General features: G+C 60.8%; 18 protein-coding genes. 5 read left to right on the top strand and 13 right to left on the bottom strand.

Annotated features, from left to right (window positions below; genetic code table 11):
• Nucleotides 1–113: 113 nt before the first annotated feature.
• Together BFN10_RS09445 and BFN10_RS09440 are read left to right on the top strand one after the other, a co-directional pair.
• A complete protein-coding gene (locus tag BFN10_RS09445) occupies nucleotides 114–350 on the top strand; it encodes a DUF3820 family protein (RefSeq protein ID WP_010208204.1) in 237 nt (78 codons plus the stop codon).
• Between the two features lie 9 nt (nucleotides 351–359).
• Complete coding sequence (locus BFN10_RS09440) at nucleotides 360–1,535, top strand: aminotransferase class V-fold PLP-dependent enzyme (RefSeq protein ID WP_071489449.1); 1,176 nt, start codon at nucleotides 360–362, stop codon at nucleotides 1,533–1,535.
• Between the two features lie 94 nt (nucleotides 1,536–1,629).
• Here the strand turns inward: BFN10_RS09440 and BFN10_RS09435 are convergent, their stop codons facing one another.
• The 3 genes from BFN10_RS09435 to zwf are packed head-to-tail and all read right to left on the bottom strand — an operon-like array spanning nucleotide 1,630 to nucleotide 4,479.
• A complete protein-coding gene (locus BFN10_RS09435) occupies nucleotides 1,630–2,295 on the bottom strand; it encodes a bifunctional 4-hydroxy-2-oxoglutarate aldolase/2-dehydro-3-deoxy-phosphogluconate aldolase (RefSeq protein WP_026013852.1) in 666 nt (221 codons plus the stop codon).
• A gap of 17 nt (nucleotides 2,296–2,312) precedes the next feature.
• Nucleotides 2,313–3,026, bottom strand: coding sequence for a 6-phosphogluconolactonase (gene pgl, locus BFN10_RS09430; RefSeq protein WP_071489448.1), 714 nt, complete (start codon nucleotides 3,024–3,026; stop codon nucleotides 2,313–2,315).
• Nucleotides 3,013–4,479, bottom strand: a complete 1,467-nt coding sequence (zwf, locus tag BFN10_RS09425) for a glucose-6-phosphate dehydrogenase (RefSeq protein WP_071489447.1) — start codon at nucleotides 4,477–4,479, stop codon at nucleotides 3,013–3,015. The genes pgl and zwf overlap by 14 nt, the downstream gene beginning before the upstream one ends.
• Before the next feature lie 218 nt (nucleotides 4,480–4,697).
• Between zwf and BFN10_RS09420 the strand changes: the two genes are divergently transcribed.
• On the top strand, nucleotides 4,698–5,558 hold the full coding sequence (locus BFN10_RS09420) for a MurR/RpiR family transcriptional regulator (RefSeq protein ID WP_170856097.1): 861 nt from the start codon (nucleotides 4,698–4,700) through the stop codon (nucleotides 5,556–5,558).
• A 122-nt stretch (nucleotides 5,559–5,680) separates the two neighbouring features.
• Here BFN10_RS09420 and BFN10_RS09415 read toward each other — a convergent pair whose 3' ends face one another.
• From BFN10_RS09415 to BFN10_RS09370, 10 genes are all read right to left on the bottom strand, one after another.
• The gene (locus BFN10_RS09415; protein WP_071489446.1) at nucleotides 5,681–6,526 is read right to left on the bottom strand and encodes a D-hexose-6-phosphate mutarotase; all 846 of its coding nucleotides are present in this window, start codon (nucleotides 6,524–6,526) and stop codon (nucleotides 5,681–5,683) included.
• Between the two features lie 102 nt (nucleotides 6,527–6,628).
• Nucleotides 6,629–7,975, bottom strand: coding sequence for a carbohydrate porin (locus tag BFN10_RS09410; protein ID WP_071489445.1), 1,347 nt, complete (start codon nucleotides 7,973–7,975; stop codon nucleotides 6,629–6,631).
• A gap of 84 nt (nucleotides 7,976–8,059) precedes the next feature.
• Complete coding sequence (locus BFN10_RS09405) at nucleotides 8,060–9,220, bottom strand: ABC transporter ATP-binding protein (RefSeq protein WP_071489444.1); 1,161 nt, start codon at nucleotides 9,218–9,220, stop codon at nucleotides 8,060–8,062.
• A gap of 2 nt (nucleotides 9,221–9,222) precedes the next feature.
• Nucleotides 9,223–10,068: a carbohydrate ABC transporter permease gene (locus BFN10_RS09400; RefSeq protein WP_071489443.1), complete on the bottom strand. Its 846-nt coding sequence runs from the start codon at nucleotides 10,066–10,068 to the stop codon at nucleotides 9,223–9,225.
• Nucleotides 10,061–10,969, bottom strand: coding sequence for a carbohydrate ABC transporter permease (locus BFN10_RS09395; protein ID WP_071489442.1), 909 nt, complete (start codon nucleotides 10,967–10,969; stop codon nucleotides 10,061–10,063). The genes BFN10_RS09400 and BFN10_RS09395 overlap by 8 nt, the downstream gene beginning before the upstream one ends.
• 81 nt (nucleotides 10,970–11,050) lie before the next feature.
• Entirely contained in the window at nucleotides 11,051–12,337 is a 1,287-nt protein-coding gene (locus tag BFN10_RS09390; RefSeq protein WP_071489441.1) for an ABC transporter substrate-binding protein, read from the bottom strand.
• Between the two features lie 104 nt (nucleotides 12,338–12,441).
• Nucleotides 12,442–13,701 (bottom strand): D-mannose isomerase, encoded by a 1,260-nt coding sequence (locus BFN10_RS09385; protein WP_071489440.1) that lies wholly within the window; start codon nucleotides 13,699–13,701, stop codon nucleotides 12,442–12,444.
• Between the two features lie 115 nt (nucleotides 13,702–13,816).
• A complete protein-coding gene (locus BFN10_RS09380; protein WP_071489439.1) occupies nucleotides 13,817–14,662 on the bottom strand; it encodes an ATPase in 846 nt (281 codons plus the stop codon).
• Nucleotides 14,663–14,776: 114 nt separating this feature from the next.
• The gene (locus BFN10_RS09375) at nucleotides 14,777–15,775 is read right to left on the bottom strand and encodes an NAD-dependent epimerase/dehydratase family protein (RefSeq protein ID WP_071489438.1); all 999 of its coding nucleotides are present in this window, start codon (nucleotides 15,773–15,775) and stop codon (nucleotides 14,777–14,779) included.
• 52 nt (nucleotides 15,776–15,827) lie between these two features.
• Nucleotides 15,828–16,721 carry a LysR family transcriptional regulator ArgP gene (locus BFN10_RS09370; protein ID WP_071489437.1) on the bottom strand — a complete coding sequence of 298 codons (894 nt, stop codon included), beginning with the start codon at nucleotides 16,719–16,721 and terminating at the stop codon, nucleotides 15,828–15,830.
• A 98-nt stretch (nucleotides 16,722–16,819) separates the two neighbouring features.
• Between BFN10_RS09370 and BFN10_RS09365 the strand changes: the two genes are divergently transcribed.
• Nucleotides 16,820–17,221, top strand: coding sequence for an ACT domain-containing protein (locus BFN10_RS09365; protein ID WP_071489436.1), 402 nt, complete (start codon nucleotides 16,820–16,822; stop codon nucleotides 17,219–17,221).
• Nucleotides 17,222–17,226: 5 nt separating this feature from the next.
• Complete coding sequence (locus tag BFN10_RS09360; RefSeq protein WP_071489435.1) at nucleotides 17,227–17,826, top strand: LysE/ArgO family amino acid transporter; 600 nt, start codon at nucleotides 17,227–17,229, stop codon at nucleotides 17,824–17,826.
• Nucleotides 17,827–17,980 lie beyond the last annotated feature (154 nt).

The raw sequence follows: 17,980 nt of genomic DNA, 5'->3' as shown, positions 1-17,980 counted from the left end.
AACTTAAGATTAATTGAACCATCTGTATGTATGTTATTTGCATGATCTGTCATTTGGCCTTCATGCAGAATGCCTGTATTTTCCAAGGTCTCGACTCAACCCTCCGAGCCTTCATGAATCCCGAAAAACTCGAACTGCTGATCACCCGCGAAATGCCCTTCGGCAAATACAAGGGACGGATCATCGCCGACCTGCCCGGCCCCTACCTCAACTGGTTCGCCCGTGAAGGTTTCCCCCACGGCGAACTGGGTGGTCTGCTGGCGTTGATGCAGGAAATCGACAGCAACGGGTTGTCTGAATTGCTCGAACCGCTACGCGCCAAACACGGCAAACCCGCCCCGCGCCATTGAGAGCCCCCAATGCCACGCAATGCTGACAACGAACAACACTGGCAGGCTGTTTCCGAGCGCTACGCCCTGGAACCCGGCCCGATCAACCTGGAAAACGGTTACTTCGGGCGTATGAGCCGAACGGTGCAATCCCATTACCTGGATCAGGTTGCGTTTATCAACCAGAGTAATTCGCTGCATGTGCGCCAGCGCTTCGAGCGAGGCGAGAACGTCGAGATTCGTCGGCAACTGGCCGAGCTGATTGATGTGGCCCCGGAGTCGGTGGCCTTTACCCGCAACGCCACCGAAGCCTTGCAATCACTGATCCGCAACTACAACCGCCTGCAACCGGGCGACCAGGTGCTGATCAGTGACCTGGAGTACGACACGGTCAAGGGTGCCATGCGTTGGCTGGCCGGCGTTCGCGGGGTGGAGGTGATCGAACTGTCCCACGTACACCCGGCCAGTTTCGACAGCCTGGTGCAGACGTATCTTGATGCGTTCGTCCAGTACCCACGTGTGAAGCTGATGGCGCTGACCCACGTCACCCACCGCACCGGCCTGGTGATGCCCGTCGAAGCGGTCGCCAGGGCGGCGCGTGAGCATGGCGTGGACGTGATCCTCGACGGTGCCCATGCCCTGGGCCAGATCGAGTTCAATCTGGCCGAGCTGGGCATTCAGTTTGCCGGCTTCAACCTGCACAAATGGATCGGCGCGCCACTGACCCTGGGCTTCCTGTACATCGCCCCGGAGCGCCTGGCCGATATCGACCCGGACATGGGTGAGTTTCACTACCCCGCCACCGATGTGCGTGCGCGTACGTCCTACAGCACGCCGAACTTTCCGGCGCTGATGACCTTGCCGCTGGTGTTTGAAGAGCATCGCCAATTAGGTGGCTCGGCGGCAAAAGGCGCACGGGTGAATTACCTGCGGGACCTGTGGGTCAGCCAAGTGCGGGCATTGCCGGGGATCGAGGTGCTGACGCCGGATGATCCGAGGGTGTATTGCGGGATTACGGCGTTCAAGTTCAGCGGGCGGGATCAGCAGGCGATGGTCGATAGACTGCTCAAGGACTACAACCTGTTTGTCACTACCCGAACCGGTGCGTCGTTCGGCACCTGTATCCGGGTGACACCGGGGCTGGTGACGTCGGCAACCGAGATCGCCGTGCTGATCAAAGCCATCACCGAGTTGAGCGTCGGTTAAGCGCCTTTTCTACAGACAAAAAAAAGCGGTACACCGACCAAGTGCACCGCAAAAATGCCGTCAAGCACAGCAACAACGATTCAGTAAAAGCAGATCAATCCAGCAGGGCCAGCGCCTGCGCGGTAACTTCCTGGATACGGGCCCAGTCGCCGTTCTTGACCCATTCCGGGTCGAGCATCCAGCTACCGCCCACGCACATCACGTTTTTCAACGCCATGTAGTTTTTGATGTTGGCCGGGCCCACGCCGCCGGTCGGGCAGAATTTGACTTCGCCGAACGGGCCGCCCAAGGCCTTGATCGCCGCCACGCCGCCGCTGACTTCCGCCGGGAACAGCTTGAAGCGGCGATAACCCAGGCCATAGCCTTCCATGATGCCGGAGGCATTGCTGATGCCCGGCAGCAGCGGGATCGGGCTGTGTACCGAAGCTTCCAGCAAGTCGCGGGTAATGCCGGGGGTGACGATGAATTGCGAGCCGGCCACTTCGGCTGCTTCGAGCATGTGACGGTCCAGCACGGTGCCGGCACCGGTGCACAGTTCAGGGCGTTGTTCGCGCAGTACCTGAATGGCCTTGAGGCCGAACTCCGAACGCAGGGTCACTTCCAGTGCGGTCAAACCGCCGGCTGCCAGGGCATCGGCCAGCGGCAGGATGTCCTGTTCGCGGGCGATGGTGATCACCGGCAGGATCCGCGCCTTGGCGCAGAGGCTGTCGATCAGGGCAACTTTATCCGCCATGGACACGGTCGGTTGAGGGCTTTTCATAGCGGCTGATCCTTGGCTCATGGGCACCAGTAAATCTCTAATGTAGGTTGCAGAAACGCGCGAATCGGCATGGCAGCGACGTCATCGCTGGCCAGCGCGGCGCTCAAGGTGGTCAATTTCGAACTGCCGGAAATCGACAGTACGGTGTAGTTCGCCGTGGCCAGCAGCGCGCGACTCATGGTCAGGCGCTGGTGCGGCACGGTCGGCGCCAGCATCGGCCAGCAACGGCGGGTACCGTCGGCCTTCAACGCTTCGCCCAGGTTGGGACTGTCGGGGAACAGCGATGCGGTGTGGCCGTCATCGCCCATGCCCAGCACCAGCACGTCAATGGCTGGCAATTCGGCCAGCAGGCGATCGGCCTGCTCGGCTGCATCTTCAAGATTGGCCGCGGCGCTGTACAGGCTCAAGAACCTGGCCTTGGCCGCCGGGCCTTGCAGCAGGTGCTGCTTCAACAGGCCGGCATTGCTGTCAGCATGTTCCACCGGCACCCAGCGCTCGTCGGCCAGGGTGATGGTGACCTTGGACCAGTCCAGGCCCTGCTTGGCCAAGTGCTGGAAAAACGCCACGGGGCTGCGGCCACCGGACACCACCAGGGTCGCTTCGCCACGGGCACTGATGGCCGTGCGCAGTTGCTCGGCGACGTCATTGGCCAGGCCTTCCGCCAACAGCACCGGGGTGCGGTACTCGTGAGGGGTTACGCCCTGGGGCAGTTTCAAATCAGATATCGCCATACCACGACCTCCCATCCCGCGTGATCAGTGCAATCGAGCTCATCGGCCCCCAGGACCCGGCCGCGTACGGCTTGGGCGCATCACCGGATTTTTTCCACCCAGCGATCAGCTGGTCACACCACTTCCACGCGGCTTCGATTTCATCTTTGCGAACAAACAGGTTCTGATTGCCGCGCATCACTTCCAGCAACAACCGCTCGTAGGCATCCGGGATACGGGCGCTGCGGTAGGTGTCGGAAAAATTCAATTGCAACGGGCCGCTGCGCAGTTGCATGCCCTTGTCCAGGCCCTGCTCCTTGGTCATCACGCGCAAGGAAATGCCCTCGTCCGGTTGCAGGCGGATGATCAGTTTGTTGCTGATCTGCAGGCGCTGCTCGGGGGCAAAGATGTAGTGGGACGGTTCCTTGAAGTGGATGACGATCTGCGACAGCTTCTGCGGCATGCGCTTGCCGGTGCGCAAGTAGAACGGCACCCCGGCCCAACGCCAGTTGCGGATATCGGCACGCAGGGCAACGAAGGTCTCGGTGTCGCTCTGGGTGTTGGAGTTCTCTTCTTCCAGGTACCCCGGCACCGGCTTGCCGGCGCTGTAGCCAGCGATGTACTGACCGCGCACCACCTGGGTAGTCAGGCCGTCCGGGCTGATCGGCGCCAGGGCCTTGAGCACCTTGACCTTCTCGTCACGGATGCTGTCGGCGGACAGGTCCGCCGGCGGGTCCATGGCGATCAGGCACAGCAGCTGCAGCAAGTGGTTCTGGATCATGTCGCGCAACTGGCCGGCCTTGTCGAAGTAGCCCCAACGGCCTTCGATACCGACCTGCTCGGCCACGGTGATTTCCACGTGGGAGATGTAATTCTGGTTCCACTGGGTTTCGAACAGGCTGTTGGCAAAACGCAGGGCGATCAGGTTCTGGACGGTCTCTTTGCCCAGGTAGTGGTCGATGCGGTAGGTGCGGTTCTCCGGGAAGAACTGGGCCACGGCGTCGTTGACCTTGCGCGAGGACTCCAGGTCCGAACCAATCGGTTTCTCCAGCACCACGCGGGTGTTGTCCGCCAGGCCGACCTTGGACAGGTTCTCGCAGATAGCGCCGTACACCGCCGCCGGTGTGGCGAAGTAGGCGATCAAGCGTTGTTCGGTGCCGGCGATTTCCGCCAGGGCCACGTAGTCATCGGCTTTCATGAAGTCGACGTGAACATAGGTCAGGCGCGCCAGGAAACGCTGGGCGATAGTTTCGTCCAGTTCCTTGCCGACGTATTTACGCAGTTCTTTTTCAATGTGCGCCAGGTGCTGTTGCTCGGAACCGGCTTCGCGGGCCAGGGCCAGGATGCGCGTGTCGTCGTGCAGGAGCGCGGCGCCATCGAGTTGATAGAGGGCAGGAAATAACTTGCGCAGCGCCAGATCACCCAAGGCGCCAAACAGGGCAAAGGTGCAGGGTTCTACGGTTATCGAAGGCATGATGTTTGTTCTTTTATCAAGTTAAGCTACAAATACCTTTTTTCAAGGCATCACTCAAGGAAAAATGTAGTAATAACCACAACATTTTCCCGAAATACGCATTCCGAGTGGTGGTGTTCAGCTACCCTCAGTAGGATAGGCCACCGCAAAAGGCCACTCGTCGATTGGTTGCCACCCTAATTTGCATCGTCGCCCGAAGGAAAGACTGAATGGACCGCGTGCGAAATCTTCTGGAACAGATCCAGAACCGCCTCGAAGAATTGAACAAGGCCGAGAAAAAAGTTGCCGAGGTCATCCTGCTCAACCCGCAGCAGGCGACCCGCTTCTCCATCGCCGCCCTTGCCCAGGCCGCCTCGGTCAGTGAACCGACGGTCAACCGTTTCTGCCGTTCGTTCGGCGTGAGCGGTTACCCTGAACTGAAATTGCAGCTGGCGCAAAGCCTGGCCAGCGGCGCGGCATATGTCAGCCGCGCAGTGGAAGCCGATGATAACCCCGAGGCCTACACCCAGAAGATCTTTGGCAGCGCCATCGCGTCGCTCGACAGCGCCTGCCAGGCCCTGGACCCGGCCCTGATCAGCAAGGCCGTGGACCTGTTGATCCAGGCGCGGCAGATCCACTTCTTCGGCCTGGGCGCTTCGGCCCCGGTGGCGATGGATGCGCTGCACAAGTTCTTCCGCTTCAACCTGGCGGTCACCGCCCATGCCGACGTGCTGATGCAGCGCATGATCGCCTCGGTGGCACACACCGGCGAGTTGTTCGTGATCATTTCCTACACCGGGCGTACCCGTGAGCTGGTGGAAGTGGCGCGCATCGCCCGTGGAAACGGCGCTTCAGTGTTGGGCGTGACCGCCGAAAACTCGCCGCTGGCCAAGGCCAGCACGGTGAGCCTGAACATTCCACTGCCCGAAGACACCGACATCTACATGCCGATGACCTCGCGGATCATCCAGTTGACGGTGCTGGACGTATTGGCCACCGGCATGACCTTGCGTCGCGGGGTGGATTTCCAGCCGCATTTGCGCAAGATCAAAGAGAGCTTGAATGACAGCCGGTATCCGGTGGGGGATGAATTCAACTGAGCCGGCCTTTGTGTTGGCTGTACTGGCCTCATCGGGGGCAAGCCCCCTCCCACACTTCGACCTGTGAATACATTCAAAATGTGGGAGGGGGCTTGCCCCCGATGAGGCCATCAACCACCCCGCTAAACCCCAGCCCTGGCCTGCAAACTCAAATGCGCCCTCTCCCCCGGCGCCAGGCTCGCCCCGGCCATCGCCGACTCCACGCACACAAACCCCGACGCCTCGTTGAAGCTCACGCCCAACAGCGGGCGGCTGCCCGGATGCCACACCACCGTGTCGGCGCTGTCGCCGGTGTCGATGCACAGTTCGCGCTGCCAGGCGTGGTCCTTGAGTTGCAATTCGCCTTCGTGCTGGAACACCCGCTGGCAACCGCCTTCTACCCGCAACTCACCCTCCTGCTGGCAGACCTGCCGGTTGAGCTGGTCGTAACCTTGCGCACCGTCGAGCCCAGACAGCGCTATCTCATCAACATGACCAATACGCCAGTAAGCGTGCAATGCATGGCTCAGTTGGCACGGCAACTCATCCTGATGCTCGGTGCTCAGGCGCAGCTCCAAGGTTTCGCCCAGGTGCGCGTGCAGGTCGACCTGCCAGTCACACAGCTGCAATTGCCAGTGCAGGCGCACACCGTCGTCGTCAGTGCTGCTGTCGAGCAATTTCCAGTCGATCAAGCGCGCCCAGCCATGGGATGGCCAGGCATTTTCACTCGGGTGGCGGCCATACCACGGCCAGCACACCGGCACGCCTCCACGGATGGCGCCGACTTGCGGCCACTTGGCGGCACACCACAACCACGGTTTCTGGCCGGTAGGCTGAAAGTGCAGCAATTGCGCGCCCTGGCGACTGAACACCGCCTGGCACAGCGGATGATCGATCACCAACACATCACGCATCTGAAAACGCTCCCAGGCGAACACCGGACGCTCGCGCAGGGATTTGAAAAAGCGTTGCAGCGGTTGCTCATGCATGTGCCACGGTCCTGATTGTCTTCACAGTGCGACCCAAAAAAAGCGGGTAGCCATGGCTACCCGCAAAATGCGCACAGAGAGAAGGAGCTTATCGCAACAGCGTTAGAACGTAGACTGAATTTTCAGGCCCGCCACCAACGCGTTGTCGACTTTGTCCACGCCGCCAGGCTGGACAACGTATTGCAGGTTAGGACGCACGGTCAGCCAGTTGGTGACGTGGAAACCGTAGTTGAGTTCAACGTTGTACTCGGTCTCACGGATCGGCGTGTAGAGAGGATTGTCATAGTCGCTCACACCATTGGCGGCGTTGAGCAGTTCAGAGTTTTTCTTCACGTCATCGTTGACGTGCAGGCGCGCGACACCAATGCCGACGTCATCTTTCGGACGCGCGTCGAATGGGCCCTTGTACACCAGCATGAGCGACTGATAGTTGTCGACCAGGTTGGTTTCCTTATCGTGGAAGGTCGCGTTGGCCGCGATGTTCAGGCCGCGGGAGGCATCGCCGTTATGGGTGGTGAGTTGCTGTTGAGCAACGAACCAGTAGCCTTTCTTGCTGCTGCGGGTACGGTAGGCGGCGCGGGTGGTCGCAGCATCATTGCCGTTGATGTCTTCACGGACGTCAGAGGCATCAGCCGCGCTCTTGTAGTAACCCACACGGTATTCGCCCGGCAGGTTGTTGACCTTCGGCGACCAGACCAATTCAACCGGGATCACGGTGCCCTTGGTACCGCTGCCGCTGAGCTTGAAGCCATTACCGTGCTCGAGCTGCGAGGGGTTCTGGTTGTACGCACCGATCTGCGCATACAGCTCAGGCGTGATGTTGTACTTCACACGGATCGCGGCCTGACTGACCGGCCAGTTGTACCAGGTGTTGACGTAGTTACCCACTTGCGAACCGCAGAACGACAGGTTCTGGAAGTCGCACGGGAAGGTGTTGAAGTCTTCGCCTTCGCCGAAGTAACCAAGCTTCACGTCCAACTTGTTGTCGAACATCTGGTGCTGGATCCAGAATTGGGTCAGACGCACCATATGGCCACGGCCGTACACTTCTTGAGACGAGCTCAAGGTACCGGCACGCGGATCGCCGATGCGGTCGTTGGAAATGTTCTGGCCATTACGGTTGGTCAACTGGATCTTGGCCTGGGTGTTATCCCAGCCCCACAGTTTTTGCAGGTCGAGTGCCACGCCGAGTCCGAACTGGTCAGAGTAGCGGCCGGTCTTGTCGTGGTTGTAACCGCCCTTGGCGTTGTAGCCCATCTCCCCAACGTAGTCAGCCTTGATGTCGATACCTTGCTCGATCAGCTTGGTACGCTCACCACCCCAATCGCCGGTCATCCACTTCGAATCAGCACTGAATGCATCGGCCGCCATCGCATTGGCGGACAAAACCAGGGCTGCTGCAGCTGACATTTGGCAGATCAGCCGAGTGTTGTTGTGTTGCTTTTTCATCCCTACATCCTCGTCTTTATTGTTATTAAACTGTTTTTATCTAACGCGGGTTACTTTTTTATTTGAAACAACAACTTAGCTGCTTCAGCGGCCTTTGAATTGGGCCACGTTGTCGGCATGCCCCTGTGCGGGCAATGAAGAAGCAGTGCCTAGGCGTTCGCCAGTGTTGGCGTCGAACAGCAATACCTTGGCCGGATCAAATTGCAGGGTCAGGGTCTCGCCGACCTGGGGCGCCACATCCGGCGCCAAACGGCAGCAGACCTTGGTGTCATTGAGCTGCACGAACACCAGGGTGTCCGGACCGGTCGGTTCGGTGACCTGGACTTCAGCACGAATGCTCGACGAGCCGTTGCCCTCACCCGCCGCCAACACGATCTGCTCCGGGCGCAGGCCCAGAATCACATCACGGTCCTCCAGACCTGCGTCGTTCATGCCTAATGGCAATTCGCAACGGGCCTGGCCGCTGTCGAGCAGCGCGACCAAACGACCTTCCTTGCGTTTTAGGCGCATAGGAACGAAGTTCATGGGAGGTGAACCGATAAAGCTTGCCACAAACAGGTTGGCCGGGTCGTTGTAAATTTCTTTCGGCGTACCAAATTGTTGGATGATGCCGTCCTTCATCACCGCCACTTTGTCGCCCAGGGTCATCGCTTCGATCTGGTCGTGGGTCACGTAGACCGTGGTGGTCTTGAGGCGCTGGTGCATCAGCTTCATTTCGGTACGCATCTCGACGCGCAGCTTGGCGTCGAGGTTGGACAGCGGCTCGTCAAACAGGTAGATCTTCGGCCGACGCGCCAGGGCACGGCCCATGGCCACGCGCTGTTGCTGGCCGCCGGAGAGCTGGCCCGGCTTGCGGTTGAGCAGGTGTTCGATCTGAAGCAGTTTTGCAACCCGCGCCACTTCGGCGTCGATATCCGCCTGGGCCATCTTGCGGATCTTGAGGCCGAACTCGATGTTCTCGCGCACGCTCATGGTCGGGTACAGCGCGTAGGACTGGAACACCATGGCGATGTCCCGGTCCTTGGGGCTCATGCCGCTCACGTCCTGGTCGCCGATCATGATCGCGCCGCCGGTGATGGTCTCAAGGCCGGCGATGCAGTTCATCAGCGTGGATTTGCCGCACCCTGAAGGGCCGACCAGGATCAGGAACTCGCCTTCCTTGATCGACAGTTCGATGTTCTTCAAGGTGTCGGGCAGGCCGGCGCCATAGGTCTTGTTTACATTGCGAAGTTCAAGCGTAGCCATGATTACCCCTTGACCGCGCCGGCCGTGAGGCCGCGCACGAAATACTTGCCTGCGATCACATAGACCAGCAGGGTCGGCAGCCCGGCGATCATCGCCGCCGCCATATCCACGTTATATTCCTTGGCCCCGGTGCTGGTGTTGACCAGGTTGTTCAGCGCCACCGTGATGGGCTGGGAGTCGCCACTGGAGAACACCACGCCGAACAGGAAGTCGTTCCAGATCTGGGTGAACTGCCAGATCAGGCAGACCATGATGATCGGCGTCGACATCGGCAGGATGATCTGACGGAAGATGGTAAAGAAACCCGCACCGTCCAGGCGTGCCGCCTTGATCAGCGCGTCCGGGATGCTCACGTAGTAGTTACGGAAGAACAGTGTGGTGAACGCCAGGCCATAGACCACGTGCACAAACACCAGGCCGGTGGTGGTGCTGGCCAGGCCCATCTTGCCGAGGGTGAACGACGCCGGCAGCAGCACGGTCTGGAACGGCAGGAAGCAACCGAACAGCAGCAAGCCGAAGAACAACTGCGAGCCTTTGAAGCGCCAGAACGACAGCACATAGCCGTTCAACGCACCGATGGCGGTGGAGATCAGTACGGCCGGAACGGTGATCTTGATCGAGTTCCAGAAGTAACCGTCCACAGTGGCCCAGGCCTTGACCCAGCCGATGCCGGAGACCACGGTCGGCCAGCTCAGCAGGTTGCCGGTGCTGATGTCTTCCGGGGTTTTGAAGCTGGTCAGCAGCATCACCACCAGCGGCACCAGGTACAGCAGCACGGCAAGGATCAGCACCGCGTAGATCGCGATGCGACTCAGGCTGACAGGTGATTTGGAGGCGAGACTAGTCATGACGTTTGGTCCTCAGCTCGGAGTAGAGGTAAGGCACGATGATCGCCAGGATCGCACCGAGCATCAGGATCGCACTGGCCGAACCCATGCCCATCTGGCCACGGCTGAAGGTGAACGAGTACATGAACATGGCAGGCAGGTCGGACGAGTAGCCTGGGCCGCCGGCGGTCATTGCCGCCACCAGGTCGAAGCTCTTGATCGCAATGTGCGCTAGGATCATCACCGCACTGAAGAACACCGGACGCAGGCTGGGCAGCACCACGCTCCAGTAGATGCGTGGCAGGCTCGCGCCGTCGATCTGGGCGGCACGGATAATCGACTGATCCACGCCACGCAGGCCGGCGAGGAACATCGCCATGATAAAGCCCGAGGCTTGCCATACAGCGGCGATCACCAGGCAGTAGACCACGCGGTCCGGGTCGATCAGCCAGTCGAGACGGAAGCCTTCCCAGCCCCAGTCACGCAGGAGTTTGTCCAGGCCCATGCCCGGGTTGAGCAGCCATTTCCAGGCCGTACCGGTGACGATCATCGAGAGCGCCATCGGGTACAGGTAAATGGTGCGGATAAAGCCTTCACGACGGATTTTCTGGTCGAGGAAGATCGCCAGGGTCACCCCGATCACCAGGGTGATGCCGATGAACATCCCGCCAAACACCGCCAGGTTCTTGCTCGCCACCCACCAGCGGTCGTTGTCGAACAACCGCGCGTATTGCGCAAGGCCCGCCCATTTGTAGCTTGGCAGGAACGTGGAATTGGTGAACGAGAGTACAAACGTCCACAGGATGTAGCCGTAGAAGCCCACCAACACGATGAACATGCTGGGCGCCAGCACCAGTTTGGGTAGCCAGCGCTGCAGTGCATCGAACGGCGAGGCTTTGCTGAACACAGCAACAGAACTCATGGGAAAATCCAGTACAGGGAAAAAGGACTACAGGAACACGCCTTATGGGGGGCAAGGGAGTCCCCCCCATAAGGTCAACCGTTACTTGGCGGACTTGATCGCAGCGCCGAGTTTCTTGGCGGTGTCGGCCGGATCGGCTTTCGGGTCGTTGATGTAGTTGGTCACGACGTCAAAGAATGCACCTTGCACCGCCAGGGTCGTGGCCATGTTGTGCGCCATGCTTGGCTGCAGGCCGCCGGTCTTGGCGTCTGCCAGGAAGTCCTTGGCAGCGGTCTGGGCGCAGGAGTCGAAGCCGTACGAGTCCATTTTGTTCAGCATGTCGTTACGCACAGGGATCGAACCCTTGTTGATGCTGAACACTTTCTGGAAGTTTTCACCCAGCACGACTCTGGCAATGTCCTGCTGACCCGCCGCAGTGCCTTTGTCTTTCTGCTTGAACACCGCCAGGGAGTCGATGTTGTAGGTGAAGGCTTTGTCGGTACCCGGGAAGGCTACGCACTCATAGTCTTTGCCGGCGACCTTCTTGGCGGCGGTCCATTCGGACTTGGCCCAGTCACCCATGATCTGCATGCCGGCCTTGCCGTTGATGACCTTGCCTGCTTCGAGGTTCCAGTCCTGGCCTTTGCCGTCGGCGTCCATGTAGGTCGCGACTTTTTTCAGCTCGGTCAGGGCCTTGACCATTTCCGGGCCGGTCAGTGCAGCGTTATCCAGGTCGACCAGGGCTTTCTTGTAGCCATCGGCGCCCATCACAGAAAGCACCACCGCCTCGAACACGGTGCTGTCCTGCCAAGGCTGGCCACCATGGGCGAGCGGAATGAAGCCGGCTTTCTTCAGCTTATCGCCAGCGGCGTAGAATTCTTCCAGGGTGGTCGGGTTCTTGGTGATACCGGCTTTCTTGAAGACTTCCGGGTTGATCCACAGCCAGTTCACGCGGTGGATGTTGACCGGTACGGCAACGTAGTCACCGTCGTACTTCACGGTATCGGAGACTTTCTTGTCGAGCAGGGAGTCCCACTTTTCTTCTTTGGCGACGTCCTTGAGCACGTCGGTGTCGAGCAGGCCGGTGGACGCCCATTCCTGGATGTCGGGGCCTTTGATCTGGGCAACGCCTGGCGGGTTGCCGGCGACTGCGCGGCTTTTCAGCACGGTCATGGCCGTGGCGCCACCGCCACCTGCGACGGCACCGTCTTTCCAGGTGAAGCCGTCTTTCTCAACTTGGGCCTTCAGGACATCTACAGCCGCCTTCTCACCACCCGAGGTCCACCAATGCACAACTTCAACCGTCCCTTTCGAGTCGGCGGCAAATGCACTGAGGGGAAACAACGAGGCAATGGAAATAGCGACGGCGAGGCGATTAATCGCGTTCATCTGAGTACCTTTTCTTGTTGTTATGCATGCAAGTCTTAGGCTTGCGCTGCACGGAGTTTAAACAGGGTTTTTTGAGGCGCAGGTAACAAAGGGATGCACAAATGTCACCAGTTGGTGACATAGCGCCCAGCCCCGATGGCACTGGCCATGCTGGGTGCCAAGGGCAGTGCAGGCAGCACTACCGCTTGCCAGGCATGGTACAGGTCCGGCTTGCCACCCCATATTTTGCTGCTGGGTTGGTTATGCGGGCTGAGTTCGTGGTGCCAGCTGCCGTTGATGCGGTCAATGAAGTGGGTTTCGCAGAATTCCCAGAAGCGCCGGTACCAGGTTTCGTAATGCGATTCGCCGGTGCGTTTGAGCAAGGCCTGGGCAGCGGCGCTGGCTTCGGCGTGGGTCCAGTGCAGGCGCTCGCGTACCACCGGGCGGTGGTTCCAGTCGAGGGTGTAGACGATGCCGGGGGCACCATCCACCGCCCAGGCGTACTCGCAGGCACTGGCGAACAGGCCTTTGGCGTCGGTCACCAGCCACTCGGGGGTGGCGAGCCCGGCTTGCAGGCGCGCGGCCTCAAGGTGCAGCACCAGCCGCGCCCACTCGAAGCCATGGCCGGGGGTAATGCCGTAGGGGCGGAAGCCATCGGCGGGATTGTCTTCGTTGTAACCGAGCAAGGGTTGCCAGCCTGTATCGAAATGCTCGATCACCATGAACTGGTTGCCGGCGGCATGGGTATGGATCACGCGCTCGACGATCCGCAGCGCACGGTCCAACCAACGTGTATCGCCGGTCACATCGGCCAGGGCGAGGAAGGCTTCGGTGGCGTGCATGTTGCTGTTGGCGCCGCGATAGGCTTCGACGCCGCTCCAGTCCTGGGCAAAGGACTCGAGCATCACGCCCTCCTCTTCGCTCCAGAAGAACTGGTCGATGATATGGATGGCGTCATTCAGCAAGTGTTGCGCGCCGGGAGCGCCCGCCACTACTGCAGAGCTGGCGGCCAGGGCCACGAAGGCGTGCAGGTACGCGGCCTTGCCACGGTTGCCGTCGACGGCGTGGGGTGCGGCGAACCAGCCGCCATGCTCACTGTCGCGCAACGGGCCGTTGAGGGAGGCAACCCCGTGTTCAATCAGTTCGGCATAGCCAGGCAACCCCATGGCGTGGGCCATGGCGAAACTGTGAGTCATGCGGGCGGTGTTCATGGTTTCAGCGCAGGCATCGGCCGGCAGCCGGCCTTTGTCGTCCAGGTTGCCAAAGCCATCGGGCAGTCGAGACGCCTTGGCAAACGCCAGCAGGCGCTGGCCTTCGGCAGCGAGCCAGGCGTGATGGGCAGGCGCGTTCAGCCAACTGCTGGCAGGCAGTGGTTGGGTGGTCATGGGTGGCCCTTATTATTGTTTGTGGGATGACCGGAGTCTAAACAAGGGCGCACTGGGGGCAAGTAACGAAGGGGATGGGAAATGTCACCGAGTGGTGACATTTCTACAAAAGGCCTCATTGCCCGAGCGGGGTAACTCTCGCCGGCGCGTTAAGTTGTTGGTTGAGGTTCTGCACCTGGCTCTGCAAGGTGGTGATATTACGCGTGGTCTGGATGCGGAACACGTCGAACTCCTTGTTGGTAGGCGCATCACTGTTGGCCGACGCGTTGTCCTGGGCGCTCTTGAGCACCACGAGGTCCTGTTCGATCCGGGCGATGGCGGCGCTGGGGTTGCCCTGTTTCTTCAAGGCGGCCACATCAGCGGCCAGCTCCTTGATCTCGGTATCGCGCTTGCCGGCGTCAACCTGCGCCGCCTTTAGGGTCGCCACGGCGTCGGTCAACGCCTGGACCTGGCCTTGCAGCTTGCTGTTGGCATTGGACAGGTCGGTGGTGCTGGCGGTCATTTGCGCCAGGCGCTTGTCCAGCTCGGTGGCCTGGCCGGCCACGCCGATCTGCTGTTTACCCTGCTCAAGCAACTGGCTTTCAAGCTGCTTGATCTGCAGTTTCAGCGCTTCGCTGCCGTTGTTGACGCTGGCCTCGCTGGCCACCACCTTGCCGGAAATATCCTGCAGGCGCCCCGCCGCTTCTTCGCTGATGCGCGCAAAGCTCTCCTGGGTGGCCACCAACTGCTGGCCCATCAGGGAGATCTGCTGGAAGCTCCACCAGGCCAGGCCCGCAAAGGCGATCAGCAGCGCGCCGATCAAGGCCCACAACGGGCCGGTGCTGGCGCTCTTGACCTTGACCACCTTGGTGTTACGCGAACGCACTGAGGTGGCCGGGGTAGGTTCGAAGTCATCATCATCCCCGACATCCGCCCGCAGGCTGGGAACGTTGTCGAAATCGTCTTTAGCATCGTTGCGCATGTATCAACCCTGAATCGGTGAGGTGGCGAGCGACGGGAGTATAAACCGCGTTCCCGACGCCCTGATCGACCCGGAACGCCGAATTCGGTTCCCGAAGTGTTGCCTGTTGTGTGCTTACTTCAACCCAGGGTCCTGGGCCTTCCACCAACTGCAAAACTCGTCGAGGGCGGTCCACAGGCTGACCTTGGGCTCGTAGTCCAGATAATGCCTGGCGCGGCTGATGTCGAGGGTGAAATCTTTGTTCATCACTTGCATGCCCAGGCGCGACAACGCCGGCTCGGGACGACCGGGCCACATCGCGCAAAACGCTTCGTTGAGTGCCGCCACGCTGTAGGACAAACCGTAGGACCGATACCGCGTCACCTGCGGCAACTCCATTTGGCGCATCACGTAGTTCACCACATCCCACACCGGCACTGGCGTACCGTTGCTGATGTTGTAGGCCCTGCCCAGCGCCGAGCCCGTGGCGAGCAAACTGCTGAGCAGCGCTTCGTTGAGGTTGTGCACGCTGGTGAAGTCGACCTTGTTCAGACCATCGCCGACGATGGCCAGGCGATTCTTGCGCTGCATTTTCAGCAGGCGCGGGAAGATACTCATGTCACCGGCGCCCGTGACGAAGCGCGGACGCAGGGCCACTACTTCGAGGCCGAACTCCTGGGCACCGAACACCTTCTGTTCGGCCAGGTACTTGGTGGCGGCATAGGGGTGCTTGAAGCGCTTGGGCACTTGCTCTTCAGTCAGCCCCAGGTGATCGCGCCCATCGAAATAGATCGACGGCGACGACAGGTGCACCAGACGGCCCACGCGCTCCTTGAGGCAGGCCTCGACGACATTTTCGGTGACCAGCACATTGCCCTGATGAAAGTCCTGATACTTGCCCCACAGCCCGACGGCGCCGGCGCAATGCACCACGGCTTCGACATCGCGGCAGAGATCGCGTACCAGGTCGGCGTCATTCAAATCACCCTGGATAAACTCGGCGCCGCGCCTGACCAGATGTTCCACACCTTCGGCACGTCGCCCGTTGACCCGCACGTCCAGGCCCTGCTCCAGGGCGAAACGCGCAAAGCGCCCGCCGATGAAGCCGCTTGCGCCGGTGACCAGAATCTTCATGTATTACCCCGTGTGCTTTCGTTTTTCATCGCTGTTGCCTTGACGCACGCCATCACTCCAACGGCACCAACCACTGCCCGCATGCCTGGGCCAGATGGTCGGTCAACAAGCCCAGCAGTTGCCCGCCACTGCGCCAATGATGCCAGTACAACGGCACATCGATGGGCTTATCTGGCAATAACTCGACCAAGAGGCCTTTTTGCAGTTGGTCGCGCACCTGCAATTCCGGCACCAGCCCCCAACCCAGGCCCGCTTCGGTCAGGCGAATAAAGCCTTCGGACGATGGGCATAAATGGTGCTCGAAGCCGCCATCCACGCCGAGGGATGCCAGGTAGCGGTGTTGCAGGAAATCATCCGGGCCAAAAACCAATGCCGGGGTGCGTGCCAGTTGGTCGGCGCGCACGCCGTCGGGAAAGTGCCGGGCAATAAAGGCCGGGCTGGCCAACGCGCGATAACGCATGGCCCCCAGCAGCAGGCTACGTGCCCCGGCCACCGGGCGCTCGCTGGCGCAGATACAGGCCGCCACTTCACCGGCGCGCATGCGCTTGAGGCCTACGGTCTGGTCCTCCACCACCAGATCCAACAGCAGATGCTGCTCGGCGCAAAAACCACTGACGGCCTCGGCCCACCAGGTGGCGAGGCTGTCGGCGTTCAACGCGATACGCAGGCGCTCGGGCATGCCTTCCTCATCCAGGGACGGCACCTGGCTTTGCAGGTCGCGCTCCAGCAGGCGCACCTGTTGCACATGGTTGAGCAGGCGACGGCCGATATCGGTGGGTGTCGGCGGCGTGGCCCGCACCAGTACCGGCTGGCCGATACGCGCCTCCAGCAACTTGATGCGCTGGGAGATCGCCGACTGCGACAACCCCAGCACCTGGGCGGCGCGCTCGAAGCCCGCCTGCTCCACCACCGCCGCCAGAGCGGAAAGCAATTTATAGTCGAACATCAGTTTCTCTAATGAGCGATCAGCAATATTGGTTTTTCTTATACAGCCTGCGCGATGAGAATAGCCAGCATCGCTTCTCTCTTTATAAGGAACCTCCCATGGCTGGCGAAACCGCCCTGGCTACCCTGCTGCGCAGCATGAGCCCTCATCTGAATGACGGCGACTACGTATTCTGCACCCTGCCTGATCAGCGTATCCCTGCCGGTTGCGAGGTGATCGGCAGCTTCCGCGAACAAGAAGGCCTGACCCTGATCGTCGAACGCCAACAAGCGGAACAGGCTGGGCTGGCCTTCGACTACGTCGCCGCGTGGATCACCTTGAATGTGCACTCGGCCCTGGAGGCCGTGGGCCTGACCGCCGCCTTCGCCAGTGCCTTGGGCAAGGCCGGCATCAGTTGCAACGTGATTGCCGGCTATTACCACGACCACCTGTTCGTCGGCCGTGCCGATGCCCAGCGTGCCATGCACGTGTTGCAGCAACTGGCGGCAAACGCGGAGTAGACCCTATGTGGCAAAGCTACCTGAATGGTTTGCTGGTCGCCCTCGGCCTGATCATGGCCATCGGCACCCAGAATGCCTTTGTCTTGGCGCAAAGCCTGCGCCGTGAACATCATTTACCCGTGGCAGCGCTGTGTGTGGTGTGCGATGCGCTGCTGGTGGCCGCCGGGGTATTCGGCCTGGCCACAGTGCTGGCGCAGAGCCCGATACTGCTGGCGATCGCACGCTGGGGCGGCGCAGCTTTCCTGATCTGGTACGGGGCCTGCGCACTCCGCCGGGCCTGTTCGAAACAGAGCCTGGACCAGGGCGGCAACCTACAGGTGCGCCCGCTGCGCGCGGTGCTGCTCAGCGCGCTGGCCGTCACCCTGCTCAACCCTCACGTGTACCTGGACACCGTGTTGCTGATCGGCTCACTCGGCGCCCAACAAACCGAACCCGGCGCCTACGTCGCCGGCGCGGCCAGTGCGTCGCTGCTGTGGTTCGCAACCCTCGCGCTCGGCGCGGCGTGGCTGGCACCCTGGCTGGCACGCCCGGCCACCTGGCGCCTGCTGGACCTGTTGGTGGCGGTGATGATGTTCAGCGTGGCCTATCAATTGATCAGTGCCTGAGGAATATTCCAAAACGCTCTGGAACCTCTATCCCACACAGTTGTTGCGTGGTTTTGCCACAACCCCGGTGCTATGATCCTGACCCTGCGCCGCAAAGAGTACAAACTCCCCGGCGCTTGTTTGGCCGCCCGTGATCGGCCTTGCGCTCACCGCA

Source organism: Pseudomonas extremorientalis, from assembly GCF_001870465.1.
Lineage (GTDB): Bacteria > Pseudomonadota > Gammaproteobacteria > Pseudomonadales > Pseudomonadaceae > Aquipseudomonas > Aquipseudomonas extremorientalis.
Note: the sequence above shows the minus strand (reverse complement) of the source record. Positions and strands in the feature narration are given on the sequence as shown.